Genomic DNA, 21,400 nt, shown 5'->3' with positions numbered 1-21,400 from the left:
TTGAAAACGGTAATGGAGGGAAAACAATGCGTATAACTAATTCTGAAAAATTACATAAAGAAGCACAAGCACATATTGTCGGTGGAGTCAATTCCCCTTCCCGTGCCTATAAAGGGGTTGGTGGTGGGACACCTGTCTATATGGAACGTGGTGAGGGAGCTTACTTTTGGGATGTGGACGGAAACAAGTATATCGACTACCTAGCTGCTTACGGACCGATTATTACTGGCCATGCTCACCCGCATATTACCGAAGCGATCACAAAAGCAGCTCAAAACGGTGTACTATTCGGGACGCCAACTGCGTTAGAAAATAAGTTTGCAAAAATGCTTAAAGAGGCAATCCCTTCACTAGAAAAAGTTCGTTTCGTTAACTCTGGCACAGAAGCTGTGATGACGACGATTCGAGTTGCACGCGCCTATACTGGTCGAGACAAAATCATCAAATTTGCTGGATGTTATCACGGGCATTCTGATATTGTGCTTGTCCAAGCAGGTTCTGGTCCGTCTACGCTCGGAAATCCTGACTCAGCTGGTGTCACGAAATCAACGGCCAAGGAAGTGATCACCGTACCGTTCAATGATATAGATGCGTACAAAGAAGCGTTGAACCATTGGGGTGACCAAGTTGCGGCCGTTTTAGTGGAGCCGATTGTTGGTAACTTTGGCATTGTTGAACCGAAACCAGGTTTTCTTGAGCAAGTCAACCAGTTAACCCATGATGCTGGTGGGTTAGTCATCTATGATGAAGTCATTACTGCATTCCGATTTACGTACGGTAGCGCCCAACAACTTGTTCATGTGGAGCCTGATATGACTGCACTAGGAAAAATTATTGGTGGTGGCCTACCAATTGGTGCCTACGGTGGCAAAAAAGAAATTATGGAACAAGTTGCCCCACTAGGACCCGCTTACCAAGCCGGAACAATGGCTGGTAACCCTGCATCAATGTCCGCTGGAATCGCGTGTTTAGAAGTACTGAATCAACCTGGTACGTATGAAAAATTAGATAGACTTGGCGCCAAATTAGAGGCAGGTATTCTTAAGCACGCCAAGGAGAATGATATTGACATAACGGTTAATCGTTTAAAAGGAGCACTTACTGTTTATTTCACAAGAGAAAAAATCGAGAATTACGCGCAGGCAGAAGCGACCGACGGAGAAAAATTTGGTCGGTTCTTCAAACTTATGCTCGAACAAGGAATTAACTTGGCGCCATCGAAATATGAAGCATGGTTTTTAACGATTGCACATACGGAGGAAGATATTGACAATACATTAGCGGCGGTTAAGAAAACCTTTTCATTGATGAAAAATGAATAATTATACATAAATTCGGTTATTTAATGTATATTTAATCGATATCCACGGATTATTTTGAATAATAATTGATTCCATCAAAAGAATATGTTATTATTATTCTGAAAATTAATAATTTTCGACTCATGCTTTATTCTGTCAATTTGTATGACTTCCCTTCAAAGCATGAAGACCTTGACTCTTGCGAAACCGCAAGAGTCCTTTTTTTTGGAAGCAAGGTGACGTTTCTCTTGCCCCATCACCATTTACCCCCTGCATCACTCTCACCCTCCACCCGCTTTCCTTTGTTTTTATTTTTGATATACTAGAAGGATGATGGACATCTTTTCCATTCTATTTCAATAAGATATATCATAAGAAAAGCGCAGGGCAGGGAAGTCACTTTCCCAGGATGGGCTGTCCGAATTTAGGGGTGAATTCGGACTTAGGTTACTTAGTTTTGCCTTTCTCTGTCCGAATTAGGGGTGAATTCGGACTCAGGTTACTTAGTTTCGCCCTTCTCTGTCCGAATTAGGGGTGAATTCGGACTTAGTTTACCGAGTTTCACCTTTCCATGTCCGAATTAGGCTTGAATTCGGACTCAGGTTACTTAGTTTCGCCCTTCCATGTCCGAATTACGCTTGAATTCAGACTCAGGTTACTTAGTTTCGCCCTTCCATGTCCGAATTAGGCTTGAATTCGGACTCAGGTTACTTAGTTTCGCCTTTCCATGTCCGAATTAGGGGTGAATTCGGACTTAGTTTACCGAGTTTCACCTTTCCATGTCCGAATTACGCTTGAATTCGGACTCAGGTTACTTAGTTTCGCCCTTCCATGTCCGAATTAGGCTTGAATTCGGACTTAGTTTACCGAGTTTCACCTTTCTCTGTCCGAATTAGGCTTGAATTCGGACTTAGTTTACCGAGTTTCACCTTTCCATGTCCGAATTACGCTTGAATTCGGACTCGGTTCACCGAGTTTCACCTTTCCCTGTCCGAATTACGCTTGAATTCAGACTCAGGTTACTTAGTTTCGCCCTTCCATGTCCGAATTAGGCTTGAATTCGGACTTAGTTTACCGAGTTTCACCTTTCTCTGTCCGAATTAGGCTTGAATTCGGACTCAGGTTACTTAGTTTCGCCTTTCCATGTCCGAATTTAGGGGTGAATTCGGACTTAGTTTACCGAGTTTCGCCTTTCCATGTCCGAATTAGGCTTGAATTCAGACTTAGGTTACCGAGTTTCACCTTTCCATGTCCGAATTAGGCTTGAATTCGGAATCGGTTCACCGAGTTTCACCTTTCCCTGTCCGAATTACGCTTGAATTCAGACTCAGGTTACTTAGTTTCGCCCTTCCATGTCCGAATTAGGCTTGAATTCGGACTTAGGTTACTTAGTTTCGCCTTTCTCTGTCCGAATTAGGCTTGAATTCGGACTTAGTTTACCGAGTTTCACCTTTCCATGTCCGAATTACGCTTGAATTCGGACTCAGGTTACTTAGTTTCGCCTTTCTCTGTCCGAATTAGGGGTGAATTCGGACTTAGGTTGAGTGTTACAAAACTGCTTTGTAAAAAAGCGAAGAACGCCTGGCCAGCCTCGGGCAAGCTTAAGCAAAAAGCTATGTGGCGCTCTTTGCCACAGAAGGGATTGACTTATGACCTCAGGCGAGCTAGGCGCTGAAGCCTGACGTGGCTGTCGTTGACTGTTACCCTGTTTGGATTTTTTATACTTTTGTATCTTTTTTAAAAAGGATGATCAACATGAAGCTTGGCGCACGAATGTTAAAAACTGGATTAGCGGTAGCAATTGCGCTTTACGCCGGAACATTATTAGGCTTTCAATCACCAGTATTTGCTGGGATTGCCGCCGTATTTGCGATTCAGCCATCGATATACCGCTCGTTCCAAACCATCTTAGAACAATTCCAAGCCAATATCTTTGGTGTATCTGTTGCGATTGCAGTCTTCTTCTCACTCGGTAATGATCCGTTTGTTATTGGTTTTACTACGATTTTAGTAATTGGTATATGTATGTATTTAAAAATGAGTGAAACAACGATATCAATAGCTATAGTAGCAGTTATTGCAGTATTACAAACACAGGAAACAGATGCCTTTTTACTTAATGCGTTGTTAAGGTTTTCTGCTTTAACATTAGGTATTTTTTCTGCCTTTTTAGTAAACTTAATTTTCCTACCTCCAAAATATGAAACGAAGCTATTTTCGAAAATAAACGATACAACATCAGATATTTTACAATGGCTACGGATTACCAATAGTCATTTAACTGATGAGCCGTCACTCAAAACAGAAATCAGTCGGATACAAGATGAGATCACAAGAGTAGACCAAACCTATTTACTGTTTAAGGAAGAGCGTACCTATTTGAAGAAAAATAGACAATCAAAGGCACGTAAATTAATTCTTTTTCGCCAGCTGATCGTTACGATGAAGAAATCTCTAGATGTGCTAAAATCAATCGATCGTTTGGACAATAAAAATGATTGGATTCCAGATACATTTAAGCCTGTACTCGGACAGGAGTTAGATAAAGTAATCCATTCGCATGAAAGACTATTACTTACTGCGATGGGTCGAATCAAAAAACAAGGGAAAGAAGCTTTTCAAGAGCTATTAGAGCCAAATATTCCCCATTTAGCAGAAGCTTTAATTCAAGTTTACGATAAGGATAATTCCAAACGGTTAGCACTGTTGCCACTCGCTGCACAACTGATGGAATACCACGAACAATTAACACATCTTCAAACACTGTTAAGTAGCTACCAAGAATACCACCAAGACGAACACTTAGAATTTGCTGAAAAAAATTAATTAGGTAGTAAATGATAGGATAAACCAGGGGCTTTTAGTTCAAACTCAAGTGAGCTATAAGCCTAACCCACATCCTTCTCCTTATATTGTTATAAACGAATTATCCCTTCGATAGCAGCATACAAAAATGTATTGTCATTTTACTTTTCACAGGCCGTTCACCCCTTCATACTATATGGATAGCATGATATAATTCCAGTGCTTGGACACTATGTGGCTAATTTAACGCACTTCCGAAAGAAGTCTCCCTCTTCAAGCGTGTGAAGGGCTTAGCCCAACGGTATCAAAATTATCAATTAAGCGACAGGCTTACTTTTCGAGAACGACCAAGTCGACTTGTCCCTCCGCTCCCATTACATAAAAACCGACAGGACAGCTCATACTAACAGGAAAATGAGAGGTGATAGTATGAGCTCTAAAGATGAAAAATACACTGATTTTTCTAATGTAGAAACACAGCGAACGTTCCTTGCAGCAGAGGAATATCCTGAAGGGGCATTCGGTTCACCAAAAGGAAAAAATGTTCCTGTCGAAAATAAGGACACACCATGGAAGGAAGGACAGCAATATTATAGTAATTTCACCTATGAAAACCGAAACTTCCATGAAGACCTGCCTAGACAAGTACCCGGTGCGCATCCAACTCATGATGAAGATGGAAAAGAACGAGAAGAGCCATATAATAACGCCCCAACAGGAAATACCTAAATTAATAAAAGCGTAGGGCGCCTGGAGGTAGACAGCTCTTGGATTTTTTTATACTTTCTTAATCTTGTAAGAAAAGCTCAAGTCGCGCCTTGCCCTCCTTAACGAGTTGGGTAGGCGCTCTTATTTTACTCACGAAACGGTTAACCCACCCCCAATCGGAATAAGCATTGATTCTAATTTTGGATGATTAGCAACTATTAACCTGCTAGCGTTCGTTAAAGAATTTCTGACTTAGTCTTTAAATAATTGGACCCCCACACCTCAAGCATGTGGAGGATCGGCAATAGATGTTCCCCCTGCTCTGTCAAAGAATATTCTACTTTAGGTGGTACAACTGGATATACTTCTCGGTGAACAAGGCCATCGTTTTCTAGTTCACGCAGCTTGTTGGTTAGCATTTTTTGCGTAACAGTCGGAATTAACTTTTTCAACTCCCCAAACCGTTTCATCCCTTTTAATCCTAAATGGCATAAAATAATTAGTTTCCATTTCCCCTCAATTACAGAAAGTGTCAACCGCTTTTCGTAAAAAATATCCTGTACGGTATCATGATTCCGCTTCCTATACGCCTTGCCCCAACGATACAACATTTCTAAAATTGGCAGTAAACTTTTGCCTTGGGCTGTTAGCCAGTATTCGACTCTTGGTGGTGCTTCAGGATACACTTTGCGATTAACAATTCCGTCCCGTTCTAGTTCCCTTAACTGATTTGTTAGCATTTGCTGCGTGATTCCTGGTGTTAAATTTTTTAATTCGCCAAATCGTTTAGTCCCTTCTAAACCCAACAAACATAAAAGCGTTAGTTTCCATTTTCCTTCTATGACAGATAACGTCAATTCTTTTTCAGGATAAAGACCATGAATTTTTTTGGGGCTCACGTGTAATCCTCTTCTCATCAAATAGTCTATTTTAAGATACTATATCAAAAAAAAGTGCCTACTTACATTAATTAGAATTCGTTTATATGATGGTTAGTAGTAATTGATTAAACCCATTTAAGCAAAGGGAGGAAAATATAGATGAAATTACAACTTGCATTAGACCTAGTAAACATCCCAGAAGCAATCGAATTAGTAAAAGAAGTAGAGGATCACATTGATATTGTTGAGATTGGTACACCAATTATTAAAATTGAAGGACTTAAAGCTGTAAAAGAAATAAAAGAAGCCTTTCCTAATTTAGACGTCCTCGCTGATTTGAAAACAATGGATGCAGCAGGCTATGAGGTTCAAAAAGCAGCAGAGGCTAAGGCAGATATTATTACTATTCTTGGAGTCGCGGAAGATGAATCCATTAAAGGTGCCGTAGCAGAAGCAACGAAACAAGGGAAGAAGATTCTTGTTGATTTAATTGCTGTTAAGGATATTGAATCACGCGCTAAAGAGCTAGATGAATTCGGTGTGGATTACATTTGCGTTCATACTGGTTACGATCTTCAGGCTGTTGGGAAAAATTCTTTCGAAGACCTTTTAACAATAAAAGGTGTTGTGAAAAATTCAAAAACAGCAATCGCTGGTGGAATTAAATTAGAAACGTTACCAGAAGTTATCAAAGCTCAACCAGATCTAGTAATTGTTGGCGGTGGCATTACCGGGCAAGACGATAAAAAAGGTGTTGCAGCCGAGATGCAACAACTAATTAACCAAGGATAGTTTTTGATGGATACAAAAGAATGGTTAAGTAAAATAATCATTGAGCTGAATGAAACAGTCAATTTCATCGATGATCAGGAAGCAGAAAACCTTGTCAATACAATAGCTGAATCAACCAAGGTCTTTGTCGCAGGATCAGGTAGATCTGGCTTTATGGGAAAATCCTTCGCCATGCGGATGATGCATATGGGAATCGAAAGTCATGTAATTGGTGAAACGACAACACCAAATTTTGAAAAAGACGATCTTCTTATTATCGGCTCTGGGTCAGGGGAAACGAAATATCTCGTATCGATTGCTGAAAAGGCAAAAAAAATTGGTGGGAAAATCGCTGTCGTTACCCTAAATCCTGATTCAACGATCGGCAACCTTGCTGATTTAACACTCAAGCTACCTGGTGCACTAAAAGACCAGACAGAGTCTACGTATAAAACCGTTCAGCCGATGGGATCATTATTTGAACAAACGTTATTGCTAGTTTATGATGCAATCATCTTAAGATTTATGGAAAAGAAAGGCCTTAACAGCAACAACATGTATGGAAAACACGCCAATCTTGAATAAGGTTGGCGTGTTTTAATAATAGTAACAGTCGTGCGTTTGAAACAAGCAAATCGAGGTCAGATCTTAACTACCTTTCACGCTCATCCTAACATTATTCCGTAGTTAACTTTGCTTTTTAACTACCATTTATACTGATTAACTACTGAACGGGACTTGTCGATGTTTTCCCAGATAACGGGCTTTTTAATGTTCATGACAGCCCTAACCCTAAGTGCATTGTCGGTAGAAACATTCAAGATGCCCTTACACCTATTTTTCACTGCACAGTTAGCAATGGAAAAAGTATTAGGCAGTGTCACCATAGCAGATGTTGCGACAGAAATCGTGGAACAAGACAAGCAGGGATAGAATTTGTCGCTCCTTTTTTCATAATAATTTTTTTCCGGGCTAATTTAACTAGATCATCACTTCGTCCAAAAAGCTATCATCCTTCTATCCTTTACGCTTTTCGTCGTGACAAATGCCTATTTTTCAATTATTAGGGCATTCGCCCACCCACTAGGCCATCTCCGACATAGGATACAAGTGTAGAAATTAAAGGAGGTAGTTATGGTTATGAGTTATGGATATTCAGGATGGGGAAATAGCGGTTTCGTACTATTGGTAGTTCTTTTCATCCTTCTAGTTATTGTTGGAAATAACTATCCAATGGGTGAAGGTTATTAATAAATGAAGAAAAGCCGCCTCTCAAGTGGTGGCTTTTTTTATCCAACAAACTGCATAGACCAGAAAAAAATCAGATCAACCTTTAAAATACTTTTTTGCGACTGGGTTATTAGCCCTTCCACATTAACCCAACTAGCATAAAATAAAATGAGAAAGCTAAAAAGGAGGAATCATGTTGAGTTACGCATATAATGCATGGGGAGACAATGGTTTTGTTCTTTTAGTAGTGCTTTTTGTACTATTGATTATCGTTGGAGGTAGTTACCAAGGATTTGGCTACGGATATTAATAATTAAGAATAAGCATCACCAGCTTTGCTTGGTGATGCTTTAAAATTTGCATAAGCAAGATTTGTCCTTAAAATTGGGCAGTAAGATTTAGGTACCAGAGACAATAGCCCTCTCAAAAAACAACCACATACATACATTATAATTAGATAGCCAAAAAGGAGGGAATCATGTTGAGTTACGCATACAACGCTTGGGGAAACAACGGATTTATCCTACTAGTAGTGCTTTTTGTGCTATTGGTAATTGTTGGTAACAACTACCCAACGGGCGGTTACGGTTACTAACATTTATTTACAGGGCACCATCCAATTAGGGTGGTGCTTTAATTAGCACTACACAAATTATTTTGCAAATACCTTAGCAAACTCAAAATCCGATTCACCGATGTCTCGGCTCGCTAAAACGAGTTAGCTTTAATGTTAAAAAATAATTATAAATTTTCTGTAAATTACACATTTGCCCTTAACATCTTGACGATAAAACATATAATAGATTAAGCCATAACCAATCATACCCCAGACTCATATAATACCTCTACGGAACCTAGCAGCCTTCATAACAAGAAGGCTGCTTTTTATGATTTAACATCTTACAAAAAACTTCATTTCCAAAAAATTAAAAATGTGAAAATTCGGGACGTTAGCCCTCCCAATCAAGTCAAAAAAACATACGATAACGTGTAGATAACAACAAGGAGGGATATCTGATGGGCATTGAATATAGCGCATGGGGCAATAACAGTTTCATCCTTTTAGTCGTTCTTTTCGTACTATTAGTAATCGTTGGTAACAACTATCCAACGGGTGGAGATTACGGCTACGGAACATAAATAATAAGAAAAGCGAAAGCATTTTTTATAGTTTCTTACCTTATCATAAAGCCACCCAAATTGGGTGGCTTTTCATTTGATTCCTACATCAATATTTCTCTTCCATTACTTTTTCAACCTCTGGCATCTCATCATCTAAATGCTGTACTTGATAAAGGTTGTAATAACCACCTTTTAACTCCATTAATTGTTGGTGGGTCCCCTCTTCTTTCACTCGACCATTTTCAATTAAGATAATACGATCGGCATGTGTGATTGTTGCCAGCCGGTGGGCAACAATAAAAGTCGTCCGGTCGGATGCAAGCTTTTCTAATGCTTCTTGGATTAAATGTTCACTTTCTAAATCAAGAGCTGATGTTGCCTCATCCAATATGAGAATTGGTGGATTTTTCAAAAAGACTCGTGCAATCGCAATTCTCTGTTTCTGACCACCAGAAAGCTTTACCCCTCGTTCCCCAACTAATGTATCATAGCCATGCGATAACCCAGTAATGAAGTCGTGGGCATTGGCGGCTTTTGCTGCTTCAATCACCTGTTCATCACTAGCTTCAGGGTTCCCCATTCGAATATTCATCGCAATCGATTCACTGAACAAAATATTGTCCTGAAGCACCATTCCTATTTTATCTCGAAGTGAACGTGCCTTAACATCACGAATATCCTGGCCATCTATCGTTATACTACCACTAGTAACATCGTAAAAGCGCGGAATCAAACTAATAATTGTTGACTTTCCTCCGCCACTCATCCCAACTAATGCAATCGTCTCGCCAGGTTTAACATCAAGTGAAACACGATCTAATACAAGCGAATCCTCTTCATCATAACGGAACGAAACATTATTAAATTTGACTTCCCCGTCCATTCTATCTAGCTGCTTGGCATCCTCTTTATCTTTAATATCATATTCTTCGTCAATAAATTCGAAAACACGATCCATCGATGCAATCGACTGGACTAACGTCGTTGACGAACTGATTAAACGACGCAACGGACTATACACTCGGTCCATGAAACCAACAAATGCTGCTATTGTCCCGACTGTTAAATCGGTAGTAATAGCGAAATAACCAGCAAATCCAATAACAAATAATGGTGCAAGGTCGGTAATGGTGTTCATTACCGCAAACGTTTTCGCATTCCAGGAAGTATGTTCAATTGCTTTATCTAAAAAGTTATTATTTTGGCGATCAAACTGCACTTGTTCATAATCCTCTAGAGCAAAACTTCTTGTTACCGGTAGACCTTGAACACGCTCGTGCAGGTGTCCTTGGACCTGGGCTAACGCCTGTGAACGACCCTTAGTTAGACTACGAAGTCTCCCGTAAAAGACACGAACAGCTATCCCGTACAACGGGAATAGCGCTATCGACACAACAGTTAACCATACATTCATCGACAACATGATTCCAATTGCAATGAGAATCGTGATCATATCCAACCACAAATTCATCAAACCTGTCATGACAAAATTTTTCGTTTGTTCCACGTCATTAATTACACGTGATATAATTTCCCCTGTCTTCGTTTTCGAATAGTACTTAAGGCTAAGACGCTGGATATGGTCAAATAGCTTTTCCCGGATGTCATATATAATTTTATTTCCTACCCACTGTGCATAATATTGGCGAAAATATTCAACTGGTGGACGAATAACTAGAAAAATCAATATCGCCCCACCCATTAGTAAAAGTAATTCGTTTATTTTTTCCGAACTACTTAAACCTTCTGCACCGATTATATCATCAATCACATATTTGACAATTAAAGGCATCAGCAACGGAATTCCAAATTTAACAATCCCAATGACAATGGTTAGGAGGATTTTCCATTTATATGGTTTAACAAATTGCATATATCTTTTTATACTGTCCAAGTTTTTCACCTCTCCTTTTAAGCGCAGGCGTCTAAGCTAGACAGCTCCTGATTATTTATTTTCTTACTATGCAACAAAAAGTAAAAACCTTGCCAACACAATTTAGACAAGGAATACAATGATATTTATGGAATTACTAATACCGATATGTCAAAAACCGTTCATACCACTGGTCAACAAAATCAGGTGAGAATGGTCCTTTCCTCTGTCTAATCCAATGAATTAAAAATTCCATATTATTGCGGAGGATACGATCTAACACTTTAGGGTAGTTCATTTGCTGTCGGTGGATTTCATACTCATCTTCGTCTAACGTTATATAAGTCATGTCAGGAAATACCTTAATATCTAAATCATAATCGATATACTTGACCGAATCTTCCTCGTAAACAAACGGGGAGCTAATATTGCAATAATAGTAGATGCCATCTGTTCTTAACATACCTATGACATTAAACCAATATTTAGAATGAAAGTAACAGATAGCTGGTTCGCGAGTAATCCATGTTCTACCGTCACTCTCGGTTACTAAAGTTTTGTCATTTGCTCCAATGACATTATTACTTGTCGCTTTGAGTACGGTACTACTTTCCCAAACGCGATGGAGCTGACCATTATGTTTATAGCTTTGAATTTGTATGGTAGAACCTGGTTCCGGGCCAGCCATGGTATCTTCCTTTCGTAATAGATATTGCGAATTATGTTCCTCTATTATACAGGTAATAATTGTGAAAGGGAAATGATAGGATTAATAGTAGGTATTAGAAAAGAGCTCTCCACGTGGACGGAGAGCTCTTTTCTTCAGGTTCGGGGGAGAATATTACTTCTTATTTTGTTGAGACTTTTGGTTTTGTCTTCTTACTTCTTGTGCGTTAGTCTCAGAAGCAAATTCTGTACCGAATTGTCCTTGACCAGCTTGACCTTGGTTTTTAGATGCTTGGTTTTGTTGCTTCACCTTTTGAATGCTAGTTCCAGCAACTGTTTCGTTTGGTCTGTTGTTTTTAGCCATCTCATATCACCTCCGCATCCATTAAGGTGTGCAGATTGGACATTTTATATCCTTAAAAAAAAATTTTTTTAAGATAAAAATAAAAAATGTGATGATAGAGCGCGTTTTTATCTCGCTATGTTATGTTAAACAAATCATTTGCTCTTTAATTTTCTGGTGGGATACCGGCAGTGGATATTGATCTAACTCTGGTATGGAAACTAGTACTGCGTCTTGTGCTGTTAATTCTCCACCTAAAATTGCGATGCGATATACCTCAACCTGCCATACGAGGTGGGAGAAAACGTGCTTAATTGGTGATAGCTCCCTAACGACTTTTACATGTAAACCATAATTAGCACGAAACCAACTTGCAGCGTGCTCGATATCCATTTGCTGTTTGGCAACCATTGGAAATTGCCATAAATTCGCTAATAATCCATCCGCAGGCCTTTGCTCAATTAACACAGCACCTTTATCGTCTGTTCCAACAAAGGCAAAGTACGGGATCCTCTTCTGTTTTTTCGCTTTTGTTTTAACTGGTAGCTCATCCTGAATACCAAGCGCAAATGCTTGACAATGTTTTTGAACTGGACAAAGCATACAAGCTGGCGCTTTCGGTGTACAGATTAGTGCCCCAAGCTCCATTAACCCTTGATTAAAGCTAGATGGGTTATCAGCTGGAATAATAGCTCGAATATTATCTTCAAAAACTTTCCTTGTTCGTTGTTTGGCGATGTCTTCGGCAATATTTAACACACGGGACATTACGCGCATTACGTTCCCATCAACGGCTGGCTCAGGTTTATCGTATGCAATGCTTAGAATTGCCCCCCTTGTATATGGGCCAACTCCTTTTAAAGAACTAAGGGCATCTACGTGATCAGGGACTTTGCTGTTATACTCTAAAGCAACCTCCTTTACGGCTGATTGCAAGTTTCGTGCACGGGAATAGTAACCTAATCCCTCCCAAGCTTTTAATACTTCTTGCTCATCTGCAGCTGCAAGATCCTTAATGGTAGGAAATTTTTCAATAAAGTGGTGAAAATAAGGAATTACAGTATCTACTTTTGTTTGTTGTAGCATTATTTCCGACACCCATATTTTATATGGGTCTTTATTTTCTCGCCACGGTAGTTCGCGTTTGTTTTTTTCAAACCAATCGATGAGATCTGCAGAAAATTTCTCCGCGTTTACATTAATTTGCGTCTCTCTTTTCACTAAACTCCATCCTTCATGATACAATAATGACTAAACAGTGTTTAAATGCAAATACTTTCGTTAAAAGTATACTATAATTATAAGAAAAGCGCAGGTCGCCTTGCTAGACCCGAGGGGCTAGGCGCCCGGAGCTAGACAATGAAAAGCGCAGGGCGCCTTGCTAGAGAGCTCTTGGCTTTTTTAAACTTCTTATCTTTTGACAAAGGAGGACAAGACTAGATGGATACAGGAACCCACATTGCCATGGGAGTAGCCTTAGGCGGGTTAGCCACCCTAGATCCTGTGGTTCAACAAGACCCTACCTTATATAGTGCTGTCATGATTGGCACGATTGTAGGCTCTCAGGCTCCTGATTTTGATACAATTTTAAAACTGAGAAATAACGCGGTTTATTTAAGACATCATCGCGGGATGACTCACTCCATGCCAGCCGTCGTCTTTTGGGGAATTCTTATTTCGCTTGGTCTATATGCTTTTTTCCCGACTGTCAACTTCCTTCACTTATGGGCTTGGACATTTTTTGCAGTCATTCTACATGTTTTTGTTGACGTGTTTAATGCTTACGGCACTCAAGCATACCGGCCATTTACAAGGAGATGGGTGGCTTATGGGTTTATTAACACCTTTGACCCTGTTATTTTCGCCTTACACATTGTCGGTTTCATTGCATGGGGCCTAGGTGCAGACCCAGGAATCACCTTTCTCGTCATTTACTTCATCCTTGTTCTTTATTATGTAAAGCGTTATATAGACAAACGAGCATTAGTTAAGCAAATTGAACGAGACATCCCGAATGTCACTTATATCGCAACATCACCAACAATGAGACAATCAAAGTGGAGATTAGCCATTTCTACTGACGACCGCTTCTATGTTGGGCGTGCTGAAAAAGGTCAAATTGAAATAGTTGACGAATACGAAAAAGTAGCTTTACCAAATAATAAAGTGATTAAAAAAGCGAAAAATGATCCTAATATTTCGGCATTTCTATCGTTTTCTCCCGTTTATCGTTGGGAAATTAACCAATACGATGACCATATTGAAGTAAGATTCATCGATTTACGGTATCGTTCTAAAGGACATTATCCATTTGTTGCTGTCGCCCAATTAGACGATAACTTACGAGTATTAAGCTCGTACACAGGTTGGATCTTCTCTGAAAAGAAGCTTAAACAAAAGCTAATTGTTGATGAACCAATGATGTGACAGCTGTAAAAACTTGATAAACGCATGGATTATTTTTCAGCTGTATCCATGCGTTTTTTCAGATGATATTTAGTGCAAATAGTCGTTTCTCGTTTCAAACTTGTCTTTATATTTATCATTATGTATTAAAAACTCATGTAGCTTAGGCCCATAATTGTCGAGCCAGCGTGACACGATTTGTTCCGTAACCTCTTTCCCCTCATACTTCCTTCCAGCTTTAGCACGAGTTGCTTCAAAATCTTCCCATAACAGCTCGACCCATGTCCTCGCTTCGTCAACGGAAATGGAATCGTTTTTTTCACAAAGTTTATTTGTTAAGCGGTTAAAAATATCTTCCATTGTCATCACCTTCATTTTTCATAGAGTAAATCATCTATTGGTAAAATTTTAGCCCACATAACAACACCGAAAATATCACACATTAAACGTAGCATCACATAAGTTGTGATTGCTAGTTGATTCAATGGGAGGTTTTTTCGAATGGTCCGAAATAAAGATCACGGCTTTACAGACCAACGTATTGAGGATATGCCCCGTGCAAGAGCTGAATTCAGTTCATTACGAGCAAATGGTACCATCAATACAAAACCACAGGAACGAATGAAGCACTCGAATGATCGCTTTAAGGATAATCGATAAGCAACATTGATTAACCTACTTTTAGGAGGAATCAGTGATGGCGAGAAAACCGTTCTATGCTAATTTATATAAGGATCCCTTCCAAAATCCAAGAATGAGCCGTAAACACACCGGACACCAAGTGAACGGCGAAACGAAAAAAAGTCAAAACGAAATTATTACAGAAGTCCAAACGAACAAAAGAGGTTAACCAGAATAAAGAGGGGCACGTGGCCAGTGCCTCTCTTTATTGTTCAAGCTTTTTTCCAAAAACAGAAATGGGTAATGCTTCCTGTTTTTCATATTTTTTACCTAGTAAATTTATTCGATGACCCCAAGCAAATACTCCATTTAAATAATCTATTTCAAACGTTTGTCCAGGGTCCTCTCTAAGCTCATAGCGCTCACCCTTTTTAAACTCTGCAGGATTCATCAAATAAGCTTGTGCCATTTGAATTTTTCTTTCGAATACTGCATATTCACTTATGTTGCCCATTTGTTCCGCCTTTTGCACCTTTTCTTTTAGCTTTGCAATTTCATTTCGCAACTCTTCGACTGTATATTCACTATACCGTTTTTCCACGTTTTATCCTCCATAGTCATCATCGTTATCTTTATTTTACCAATAAAAATGTCAGAAAAGAAAGGACATGCTTGAAGACTTTTCTTTTACTTGGTCACAAACCCACTACATGTGTATAATAACTACTTATAGAATGCATGGTAGGAGATGTTTGACATGATAAAACTTTTTGCAAGTGATTTAGACGGAACACTACTGCACAACGGAACAAATTTAAATGATCGAGATATTGATTCTATTCAAGCGATCATCTCAGAAGGTATGGAATTTGCAGTTGCTACCGGACGGATGGACCGTGATATTTTAGTAGTTGCAAAATCAATTGGCAGCGTAGCTCACCGAGTTAGTCAAAACGGGGCAATTGTCAACGATAAAACCAATCAGGAAATCTCAACTTCCTTTTTTCCTATAGAACTAAGTATTAAACTCCATCATGCGATGGAAGCAATCGGGCAAATGTATACCGTCACGACTTCAGATGAAGTTTACGTCACAAAAGAATTTGAAATTATGAAGGAAATGGAGGAATTTCTTTATTTCCCTATTAAGATCCACGGCAAGTTACTTGAAGGTTATAACGACGAAACGATTCATGTTGTGAAATTTTCCATTGTCGCTCCACCAGAGGAGGTTGTCGGGATTAGAGATACTTTAGTAGCTGATTTCGCTGACGTTGCAGAGATTTATATTTCCGACAGTCGTTGTGTAGATATTGTGCCAAAAGGGATTAGTAAAGCATATGGCCTTGCGCAATTAATGCAAGGCTTGAATGTAAGAAAAGAGGAAGTTGCTGTTATAGGGGATTCCTTTAATGATGTACCAATGTTTCAGATGACACCACATAGTTATGCAATGGCCGGTGCTAAAGATGCTGTCAAAGCACATGCTTCATGTGTCGTTACATCTGTTAGCGAAGCAATAGAAGATTTAAAAGCGAAAGGACTTATTTAACCTGCTTTTATCCAGGCTTATTCTGTGGACTGTCTATTAGTAAACTGGGGTTTGGGGCAAGCCTGAACCCCACGATTTTACCATCTAGATTACATTTGTTCCTCCATACACTCATCCAAAAACCGCTCAATTAAATCAATAGGGAATCCTTTGCGATATAGACCACCCTTTACCTTCTGCTTTAATTCGTATCCAACAAACTTTTGTTCATACTTACGGACAAACTTTTCACCTTGGTGGACAAGCGCTTGCCATTCACTATCGTCATCTGTTTCTTTTACGAACTCTGTTAAGACATCCTTGATGACGTCATGAGAGAAGCCTTTTTGGATTAGATGTTGTTTTACTGTTAATTGTTGCTGTTGGAATGACTTGTTATTTGTACTGCTCCACTTTTTTCTAGTCAGTTTTTCCGCCTTGTCATATTGCCAGTCGTATGAAATTTTTTTCAGTGCCTCATCAGCAATTTGTGTAGAAATTCCCTTCTCGAGCAATTCTTTTTTAACAAGCTGCGGTCCTTTACTAGACGTATTTATTCTTGTCTCAACAAAAGCATTCGCAAACGCCTGATCATCCAGTAGCCCCTCCTTAGATAACCTGTCCATCACAAGATGAACTTGTTCTGCATCGATATCCTTTTTCGTTAAATAATCGCTTATTTCTTTTTTAGATCGCATTCTGTAACTCAAATAGTTGATTGCAAGTGCATAACTTTTATGTATTGTATCCTTTTGCTTTAGGAGCTCGACTGTTTCCCCGTCCATCTCCATCCCTTTGTGAAGAGAAAATTCAACTAAAATATCTTCATCGACACTAAAACCGTAGCTGTCTCCACGTTCATCTTCAAGAAAAATATTGTAACGACTCTTATTCTTTTGTTGTGTAGAAATCCGAGATATCTTTACCATTTTTTTCTCTCCCCTCTTCTTTTAGTTTAACACGAAAGTCTATCCAAACGTTGCCAAAAAACACGATATCACCATTAAATACCCCATTCTACACAGCACATTCTAAGCTATTTTCGACGATCTCCATAATCTTACAATTGTTACAAAAAATGTCGAACACTTTCGTAAAATTTTTGTTCCCATTTGCCAAGAAATTGTGTAATATAATCATGGGAAATCAAACAAGAGAACGTTACTTTCAACTAGAAATTATTTAACTCACTGAAGTGGAAATAGTTGTTGATATAGGGAAGGCAAATGGTGCGCCACCAGCAATAGGCTGGTTCTAGTGGGTTCGATTCCCACCCCGAATTTTTGTTGTTCTTTGATAAAAATTCGAGGGTGATTCGGCCACTAGGTCCCGTAGTGTGTCCACCCTCCATAATTGGAGGTTTTTTTATGCTTAAAAAACGTGATCTGCACGATGCACCAGCACTATATGAATTAATGAAACATGAAGAAGTGTTTCCTTATGTTAGACATAAGGCTTATTCCACTGATGAATTTTATTTTTTAACGAAACAAACGATTGAAGCAGAAGAGAAGAGAGAATTAATCTCTCGTACAATAACCGATGAGTACCACCAGCCAATTGGAACGATTAATTTATTTGATATCGAGGATAATAAGGGATTTTTAGCAACCTGGATTGGTCAACCATACTTTGGCAAAGGCTATAACCAACAAGCAAAGGATGCTTTCTTTGAGGAACTTTTCCTGTACCAAGGTATTGATGCTATCTTTATTAAGATTAGAAAAACGAATATTCGCTCATTGAAAGCAATGTTAAAAATCCCTTTCGTCTCTATCGGAAACGTGTTGTTTCAAGCAGTTTATCAAAAAGTTAACGAAGCATCCCTAAATGAACCTATTTATGAATTATTTGTGATAACGAAGGAACAATACATGCTTCACCGCGAGTTCCATACATCTGCAGCAGAAGGCGAAGCAGTGGTATAAACCTCACTTTAGGTGGAAAATGAACAGAAACGATAATAAAAAGTGAGGTTACTTCACGAAAGCAAGGCGAACCTAGTCAAACAGCGATTCACTGTCCAAAACTCAGGGATGTGCTATCAGAAGGAATTTAAAGCAGCCAACCTCTAATCAAATTGGGGAATACGATTATTTATTGATTGATTGTTGATAATTTTATCCACAAAGTTGTGCACAGCGTGGATAAGTTGGTTTAATCCAGTTCTCACTTGGAATAAACATGTGAATAATTTCTGGGGATAAATCTACAGGGGGTTGTGGATAGTGTGGATATTTTAATTAATCCTTGTGTATAAAAGACCCCAAATGTGGACATTACTGTGAATAAGTGATTGTCTTCCAAATAAATGAATAAAACCCGATTCCTCCCCTTTTCGGTATAACGATTTGAATGGATGGACAATCAATAAAAAAAGGCTGCAACGTTTGCAGCCTTTTTTATATTGAATAAAACTGTTACCATGTCATTAAGTCATTTATGATATGTGTTTTTCTTTTGCTAAACGTCTCGTCCAAAACGAAAAGCAATCCTGTTTTGCTTCAAGTGATGTATTGCCAAAGCCGTATCCAACTGCAATCCCTGCGATTTCAAATTCAAGTGCCACTTGCCAAATAAGATTCTTACTCGTGTGCTGAATCATGATGATGGACATGTTTTGGTTTTCTTTAACGAAATCAACATTAAGTTCTCGCAAGATGTATCCCCTTACATGATCAAGAAGCGAATCCGGGACTTTCTTCTCATCATATACTAAACAGCCAATCAAGCACTTTTCCTCCTTTCCACAATCACAGGAATAATGTACTAGTTCCTTTGAAGAACATTTTACTACATGTTCATATTAGGAACAACAATAATTAACATAAAAGAAAATATTCATGTTAGGTTATATTTACTAAAGATAAAAATAGTAAAGAGTGATGACATGAGCTTCTCAAGAATTGCAACAAATATTCGTTATTATCGCGAAAAATGCCAACTCACCCAAAAGCAACTTTCCGAGGAACTTAACGTTTCTAGGCCAGTGATTGCTAAATGGGAAAATGGAACCGTTACTCCAGACCTAAAGTCACTGATAGAACTGAGACGTGTCTTTAAAGTATCAATTGACGAAATTGTTGGTTTTGAAACAACCATCCCACAAGAACCGTCTAAGGGATATCCTTTATCGATGAACCTGATTAGTAAAGATGATTGGGAGGTTATTGATTATTTATTGAAAAATCGACTACTAAAGGAACAATTAGTTCGGATGATTGGTCTTCCTCTTAACAAACAAAAATTCATTCACTCGATGCTTAGGTCCATCGTCAATGAAATTAAACGTATCTAAAAACAAAGGAGAAGGAAGCTATCCCTAAAATGGACCTGATGCGAGCATTACCTTTGCCAAAACAACCTTATTCAATTGCAAAAGCCGACTGCTTCTTCTCATCTTTATTTACAGAGGCCATGAGGAGTAATGTATAACACCTTTTCCTTACAAGATTTACAACTACCGTTTATAATGAATCTAAAGAAGATTAAGAAAAGGTGAAAATGCTTTGAACATATTTAAGATTTCTCTACATATCACCCTGCTTTATTGCTTTTATCTTATTGGGGTTTGGATTCAAACAACCTTTAATTTATTTATTCCTGGTAGCATTATTGGTATGCTTTTATTCTTTCTACTACTAGCAACGAACGTATTAAAGGATTCCTGGATAGAAACAGGAACAAAAACATTACTAAATCATATGCCACTTCTATTTGTGCCTGTTACCGTTGGCATTATTAACTACCTTGGATTTTTTTCTGGTAAAGGACTTCTACTTGTATTCATCGTTATCTTAAGTACAGCTATAGTTATGATAAGTGCTGGTTGGCTAGCGCTGCTGCTATTAAAAGGCAAGGTGGATACCCATGATTAACATCGTGATTGGTGTTGTTTCTTTGTCCGGGACGATAGGTTTATTTTTTTGCGCCAAATTATTATATAAAAAGTATCGAAGTCCGTTTACTCTTCCTATCCTAACAACAACAATTATCATTGTTAGCGTCTTACTAATCGCAAGTGTCCCTTATTCCGTTTATATGATTGGTGGCAAGTGGCTTGACCATTTATTAGGGCCTGTTGTTGTCGCACTTGGTTATCCACTCTATAAACAATGGACGATTCTTAAAAAATATATTGGCCCGCTCCTTATCGGGGTTTCCGGTGGCGCTATTTTCGGGGTCGCAAGTGGTGTATTGTTAGCGAAAGTGTTTCAGTTTGACGAGCTTATTTATTATTCCATTGCATCCAAGTCTGTCACCACCCCCGTTTCGATGGATATTGCTAAAACGATGGGCGGTGCCCCGTCACTTGCTGCTGCATTTGTGATGATGGCTGGGATAGGCGGGGCTGTGCTTGGCCCAACATTTTTGAAGCTCGCAAAAGTGAAACATCCCGTTGCAAGAGGTATTGGGATGGGAACAGCTTCCCATGCAATTGGGACCTCGAGGGCAATGGAAAATAGCGAACTAGAAGGCGCAGTCAGTACAGTTGCCATGACTGTCAGTGCTATCATCGTAGCGGTCATTACTCCGTTGATGATACGTTTGTTGCTTTGATAAAAGTGAATAACAATCTTCGGAAATGCAGTTGGGAGTTGGGATTAAAATCAAAGTATCATCTTTATCGTAACCTTTTTACAACCTCTTATAAGAAATTATTTGACAACACAAGCTAAGCAGGTTACCTTTAGGTACGACCATTTAAGATAATGGACTTACTAAGAAGTAGGTGATCTCTATTGGGGATTGTTGTTGTAGAAATCTGTGATAGTAACTTGATGAATACGATTGACATCGAGGCGATTATCGAATCAGAATATCCAGAAGTTGCAGTATTGATTAATGACTGCCTTAATTTTTGTGGGTTATGCCGACTAAAACCATACGCAATGGTTAATGGGAAACGAATCCATGCAAAATCTCCTGATGATTGCTTAAAGAAAATAAGGGAAGCAATTGAGGAAGAACTTGCATTTTTTAAATAGGCAGTTTTTTTAATATATAGCTAGTCGCCCGGAGCTAGACAGCTCTTGGATCTTTTTATACTTTCTTACCAGTTTAAAAAACGATGAACCTTGACATACCATAGTCACGGCTCATCGTTTTTTAATCTAATGCTTGTTGAATCATTAACTAAAA

General features: G+C 38.8%; 28 protein-coding genes and 1 pseudogene. 19 read left to right on the top strand and 10 right to left on the bottom strand.

Annotated elements, in window-relative coordinates:
• The first annotated feature begins 26 nt into the window (after positions 1–26).
• The 3 genes from NC799_RS15115 to NC799_RS15105 all read left to right on the top strand — a co-directional run bounded on the left by NC799_RS15115 (position 27) and on the right by NC799_RS15105 (position 4,835).
• Positions 27–1,322 carry a glutamate-1-semialdehyde 2,1-aminomutase gene (locus NC799_RS15115; RefSeq protein ID WP_272447274.1) on the top strand — a complete coding sequence of 432 codons (1,296 nt, stop codon included), beginning with the start codon at positions 27–29 and terminating at the stop codon, positions 1,320–1,322.
• Between the two features lie 1,734 nt (positions 1,323–3,056).
• Complete coding sequence (locus NC799_RS15110; protein ID WP_272447273.1) at positions 3,057–4,127, top strand: FUSC family protein; 1,071 nt, start codon at positions 3,057–3,059, stop codon at positions 4,125–4,127.
• 408 nt (positions 4,128–4,535) lie between these two features.
• Complete coding sequence (locus tag NC799_RS15105; protein WP_272447272.1) at positions 4,536–4,835, top strand: hypothetical protein; 300 nt, start codon at positions 4,536–4,538, stop codon at positions 4,833–4,835.
• A gap of 215 nt (positions 4,836–5,050) precedes the next feature.
• Here the strand turns inward: NC799_RS15105 and NC799_RS15100 are convergent, their stop codons facing one another.
• Entirely contained in the window at positions 5,051–5,350 is a 300-nt protein-coding gene (locus tag NC799_RS15100; protein ID WP_272447285.1) for a winged helix-turn-helix transcriptional regulator, read from the bottom strand.
• 36 nt (positions 5,351–5,386) lie between these two features.
• Positions 5,387–5,731 (bottom strand): annotated as a pseudogene (locus NC799_RS15095) (winged helix-turn-helix transcriptional regulator); the annotation flags it as partial.
• A gap of 123 nt (positions 5,732–5,854) precedes the next feature.
• Here NC799_RS15095 and hxlA point away from each other — a divergent pair.
• The 7 genes from hxlA (at position 5,855) to NC799_RS15060 (ending at position 8,836) form a co-directional block, all read left to right on the top strand.
• On the top strand, positions 5,855–6,487 hold the full coding sequence (gene hxlA / locus NC799_RS15090) for a 3-hexulose-6-phosphate synthase (RefSeq protein WP_272447271.1): 633 nt from the start codon (positions 5,855–5,857) through the stop codon (positions 6,485–6,487).
• Positions 6,488–6,493: 6 nt separating this feature from the next.
• Positions 6,494–7,051 (top strand): 6-phospho-3-hexuloisomerase, encoded by a 558-nt coding sequence (gene hxlB, locus NC799_RS15085; protein ID WP_272447270.1) that lies wholly within the window; start codon positions 6,494–6,496, stop codon positions 7,049–7,051.
• A gap of 159 nt (positions 7,052–7,210) precedes the next feature.
• Positions 7,211–7,399 carry a hypothetical protein gene (locus NC799_RS15080; RefSeq protein ID WP_272447269.1) on the top strand — a complete coding sequence of 63 codons (189 nt, stop codon included), beginning with the start codon at positions 7,211–7,213 and terminating at the stop codon, positions 7,397–7,399.
• A 207-nt stretch (positions 7,400–7,606) separates the two neighbouring features.
• Positions 7,607–7,717 (top strand): YjcZ family sporulation protein, encoded by a 111-nt coding sequence (locus tag NC799_RS15075; RefSeq protein WP_272447284.1) that lies wholly within the window; start codon positions 7,607–7,609, stop codon positions 7,715–7,717.
• A 175-nt stretch (positions 7,718–7,892) separates the two neighbouring features.
• Complete coding sequence (locus NC799_RS15070) at positions 7,893–8,006, top strand: YjcZ family sporulation protein (RefSeq protein ID WP_272447268.1); 114 nt, start codon at positions 7,893–7,895, stop codon at positions 8,004–8,006.
• A gap of 171 nt (positions 8,007–8,177) precedes the next feature.
• Positions 8,178–8,291 carry a YjcZ family sporulation protein gene (locus NC799_RS15065; protein ID WP_272447267.1) on the top strand — a complete coding sequence of 38 codons (114 nt, stop codon included), beginning with the start codon at positions 8,178–8,180 and terminating at the stop codon, positions 8,289–8,291.
• A gap of 422 nt (positions 8,292–8,713) precedes the next feature.
• Positions 8,714–8,836 carry a YjcZ family sporulation protein gene (locus tag NC799_RS15060; protein ID WP_272447266.1) on the top strand — a complete coding sequence of 41 codons (123 nt, stop codon included), beginning with the start codon at positions 8,714–8,716 and terminating at the stop codon, positions 8,834–8,836.
• Positions 8,837–8,924: 88 nt separating this feature from the next.
• Here NC799_RS15060 and NC799_RS15055 read toward each other — a convergent pair whose 3' ends face one another.
• The 4 genes from NC799_RS15055 to mutY form a co-directional block, all read right to left on the bottom strand.
• Positions 8,925–10,712 (bottom strand): ABC transporter ATP-binding protein, encoded by a 1,788-nt coding sequence (locus NC799_RS15055; protein WP_272447265.1) that lies wholly within the window; start codon positions 10,710–10,712, stop codon positions 8,925–8,927.
• 136 nt (positions 10,713–10,848) lie between these two features.
• Positions 10,849–11,379: a nucleoside tri-diphosphate phosphatase gene (gene ntdP, locus NC799_RS15050; protein ID WP_272447264.1), complete on the bottom strand. Its 531-nt coding sequence runs from the start codon at positions 11,377–11,379 to the stop codon at positions 10,849–10,851.
• A 153-nt stretch (positions 11,380–11,532) separates the two neighbouring features.
• Positions 11,533–11,721, bottom strand: coding sequence for a gamma-type small acid-soluble spore protein (locus NC799_RS15045; protein ID WP_272447263.1), 189 nt, complete (start codon positions 11,719–11,721; stop codon positions 11,533–11,535).
• 120 nt (positions 11,722–11,841) lie between these two features.
• The gene (gene mutY, locus NC799_RS15040) at positions 11,842–12,921 is read right to left on the bottom strand and encodes an A/G-specific adenine glycosylase (protein ID WP_272447262.1); all 1,080 of its coding nucleotides are present in this window, start codon (positions 12,919–12,921) and stop codon (positions 11,842–11,844) included.
• A 219-nt stretch (positions 12,922–13,140) separates the two neighbouring features.
• On the opposite strand from mutY, the gene NC799_RS15035 reads away from it, so the two are divergent.
• On the top strand, positions 13,141–14,127 hold the full coding sequence (locus tag NC799_RS15035) for a metal-dependent hydrolase (protein ID WP_272447261.1): 987 nt from the start codon (positions 13,141–13,143) through the stop codon (positions 14,125–14,127).
• 69 nt (positions 14,128–14,196) lie between these two features.
• Here the strand turns inward: NC799_RS15035 and NC799_RS15030 are convergent, their stop codons facing one another.
• On the bottom strand, positions 14,197–14,466 hold the full coding sequence (locus tag NC799_RS15030) for a YfhJ family protein (RefSeq protein WP_272447260.1): 270 nt from the start codon (positions 14,464–14,466) through the stop codon (positions 14,197–14,199).
• A 141-nt stretch (positions 14,467–14,607) separates the two neighbouring features.
• Between NC799_RS15030 and sspK the strand changes: the two genes are divergently transcribed.
• Both sspK and NC799_RS15020 read left to right on the top strand, forming a co-directional pair.
• Positions 14,608–14,766 (top strand): small acid-soluble spore protein K, encoded by a 159-nt coding sequence (gene sspK, locus NC799_RS15025; RefSeq protein ID WP_272447259.1) that lies wholly within the window; start codon positions 14,608–14,610, stop codon positions 14,764–14,766.
• A gap of 37 nt (positions 14,767–14,803) precedes the next feature.
• Positions 14,804–14,956 carry a YpzG family protein gene (locus NC799_RS15020; protein WP_272447258.1) on the top strand — a complete coding sequence of 51 codons (153 nt, stop codon included), beginning with the start codon at positions 14,804–14,806 and terminating at the stop codon, positions 14,954–14,956.
• Between the two features lie 36 nt (positions 14,957–14,992).
• Here NC799_RS15020 and NC799_RS15015 read toward each other — a convergent pair whose 3' ends face one another.
• A complete protein-coding gene (locus tag NC799_RS15015) occupies positions 14,993–15,328 on the bottom strand; it encodes a YfhH family protein (RefSeq protein WP_272447257.1) in 336 nt (111 codons plus the stop codon).
• Between the two features lie 156 nt (positions 15,329–15,484).
• Between NC799_RS15015 and NC799_RS15010 the strand changes: the two genes are divergently transcribed.
• Entirely contained in the window at positions 15,485–16,279 is a 795-nt protein-coding gene (locus NC799_RS15010; protein ID WP_272447256.1) for an HAD family hydrolase, read from the top strand.
• A gap of 89 nt (positions 16,280–16,368) precedes the next feature.
• On the opposite strand, the gene recX is transcribed toward NC799_RS15010, so the two are convergent.
• Entirely contained in the window at positions 16,369–17,187 is an 819-nt protein-coding gene (recX, locus tag NC799_RS15005) for a recombination regulator RecX (RefSeq protein WP_272447255.1), read from the bottom strand.
• Between the two features lie 438 nt (positions 17,188–17,625).
• On the opposite strand from recX, the gene NC799_RS15000 reads away from it, so the two are divergent.
• Positions 17,626–18,186, top strand: coding sequence for a GNAT family N-acetyltransferase (locus tag NC799_RS15000; RefSeq protein WP_272447254.1), 561 nt, complete (start codon positions 17,626–17,628; stop codon positions 18,184–18,186).
• Between the two features lie 512 nt (positions 18,187–18,698).
• Here NC799_RS15000 and NC799_RS14995 read toward each other — a convergent pair.
• Positions 18,699–18,989, bottom strand: a complete 291-nt coding sequence (locus NC799_RS14995; RefSeq protein ID WP_272447253.1) for an HAD family hydrolase — start codon at positions 18,987–18,989, stop codon at positions 18,699–18,701.
• Positions 18,990–19,148: 159 nt separating this feature from the next.
• On the opposite strand from NC799_RS14995, the gene NC799_RS14990 reads away from it, so the two are divergent.
• The 4 genes from NC799_RS14990 (at position 19,149) to NC799_RS14975 (ending at position 21,246) form a co-directional block, all read left to right on the top strand.
• Positions 19,149–19,556 (top strand): helix-turn-helix transcriptional regulator, encoded by a 408-nt coding sequence (locus NC799_RS14990; protein ID WP_272447252.1) that lies wholly within the window; start codon positions 19,149–19,151, stop codon positions 19,554–19,556.
• 211 nt (positions 19,557–19,767) lie between these two features.
• Entirely contained in the window at positions 19,768–20,136 is a 369-nt protein-coding gene (locus NC799_RS14985) for a CidA/LrgA family protein (protein ID WP_272447251.1), read from the top strand.
• The gene (locus NC799_RS14980) at positions 20,129–20,818 is read left to right on the top strand and encodes an LrgB family protein (RefSeq protein WP_272447250.1); all 690 of its coding nucleotides are present in this window, start codon (positions 20,129–20,131) and stop codon (positions 20,816–20,818) included. Before NC799_RS14985 ends, NC799_RS14980 begins: the two co-directional genes overlap by 8 nt.
• 182 nt (positions 20,819–21,000) lie before the next feature.
• The gene (locus NC799_RS14975) at positions 21,001–21,246 is read left to right on the top strand and encodes a YuzB family protein (protein WP_272447249.1); all 246 of its coding nucleotides are present in this window, start codon (positions 21,001–21,003) and stop codon (positions 21,244–21,246) included.
• Positions 21,247–21,400 lie beyond the last annotated feature (154 nt).

It is taken from the genome of Aquibacillus salsiterrae, from assembly GCF_028416595.1.
GTDB classification, from domain to species: Bacteria; Bacillota; Bacilli; order Bacillales; family Amphibacillaceae; genus Aquibacillus_A; species Aquibacillus_A salsiterrae.
Note: the sequence above shows the minus strand (reverse complement) of the source record. Positions and strands in the feature narration are given on the sequence as shown.

Bases quoted from the DNA above. Each gene is read 5' to 3' on its own strand.
- NC799_RS15115 (WP_272447274.1), top strand. From the start codon at position 27: ATGCGTATAACTAATTCTGAAAAATTACATAAAGAAGCACAAGCACAT.
- NC799_RS15110 (WP_272447273.1), top strand. From the start codon at position 3,057: ATGAAGCTTGGCGCACGAATGTTAAAAACTGGATTAGCGGTAGCAATT.
- NC799_RS15105 (WP_272447272.1), top strand. From the start codon at position 4,536: ATGAGCTCTAAAGATGAAAAATACACTGATTTTTCTAATGTAGAAACA.
- hxlA (WP_272447271.1), top strand. From the start codon at position 5,855: ATGAAATTACAACTTGCATTAGACCTAGTAAACATCCCAGAAGCAATC.
- hxlB (WP_272447270.1), top strand. From the start codon at position 6,494: ATGGATACAAAAGAATGGTTAAGTAAAATAATCATTGAGCTGAATGAA.
- NC799_RS15080 (WP_272447269.1), top strand. From the start codon at position 7,211: ATGTTTTCCCAGATAACGGGCTTTTTAATGTTCATGACAGCCCTAACC.
- NC799_RS15075 (WP_272447284.1), top strand. From the start codon at position 7,607: ATGAGTTATGGATATTCAGGATGGGGAAATAGCGGTTTCGTACTATTG.
- NC799_RS15060 (WP_272447266.1), top strand. From the start codon at position 8,714: ATGGGCATTGAATATAGCGCATGGGGCAATAACAGTTTCATCCTTTTA.
- ntdP (WP_272447264.1), bottom strand. From the start codon at position 11,379: ATGGCTGGCCCGGAACCAGGTTCTACCATACAAATTCAAAGCTATAAA.
- NC799_RS15045 (WP_272447263.1), bottom strand. From the start codon at position 11,721: ATGGCTAAAAACAACAGACCAAACGAAACAGTTGCTGGAACTAGCATT.
- NC799_RS15035 (WP_272447261.1), top strand. From the start codon at position 13,141: ATGGATACAGGAACCCACATTGCCATGGGAGTAGCCTTAGGCGGGTTA.
- NC799_RS15030 (WP_272447260.1), bottom strand. From the start codon at position 14,466: ATGGAAGATATTTTTAACCGCTTAACAAATAAACTTTGTGAAAAAAAC.
- sspK (WP_272447259.1), top strand. From the start codon at position 14,608: ATGGTCCGAAATAAAGATCACGGCTTTACAGACCAACGTATTGAGGAT.
- NC799_RS15020 (WP_272447258.1), top strand. From the start codon at position 14,804: ATGGCGAGAAAACCGTTCTATGCTAATTTATATAAGGATCCCTTCCAA.
- NC799_RS15010 (WP_272447256.1), top strand. From the start codon at position 15,485: ATGATAAAACTTTTTGCAAGTGATTTAGACGGAACACTACTGCACAAC.
- recX (WP_272447255.1), bottom strand. From the start codon at position 17,187: ATGGTAAAGATATCTCGGATTTCTACACAACAAAAGAATAAGAGTCGT.
- NC799_RS15000 (WP_272447254.1), top strand. From the start codon at position 17,626: ATGCTTAAAAAACGTGATCTGCACGATGCACCAGCACTATATGAATTA.
- NC799_RS14990 (WP_272447252.1), top strand. From the start codon at position 19,149: ATGAGCTTCTCAAGAATTGCAACAAATATTCGTTATTATCGCGAAAAA.
- NC799_RS14980 (WP_272447250.1), top strand. From the start codon at position 20,129: ATGATTAACATCGTGATTGGTGTTGTTTCTTTGTCCGGGACGATAGGT.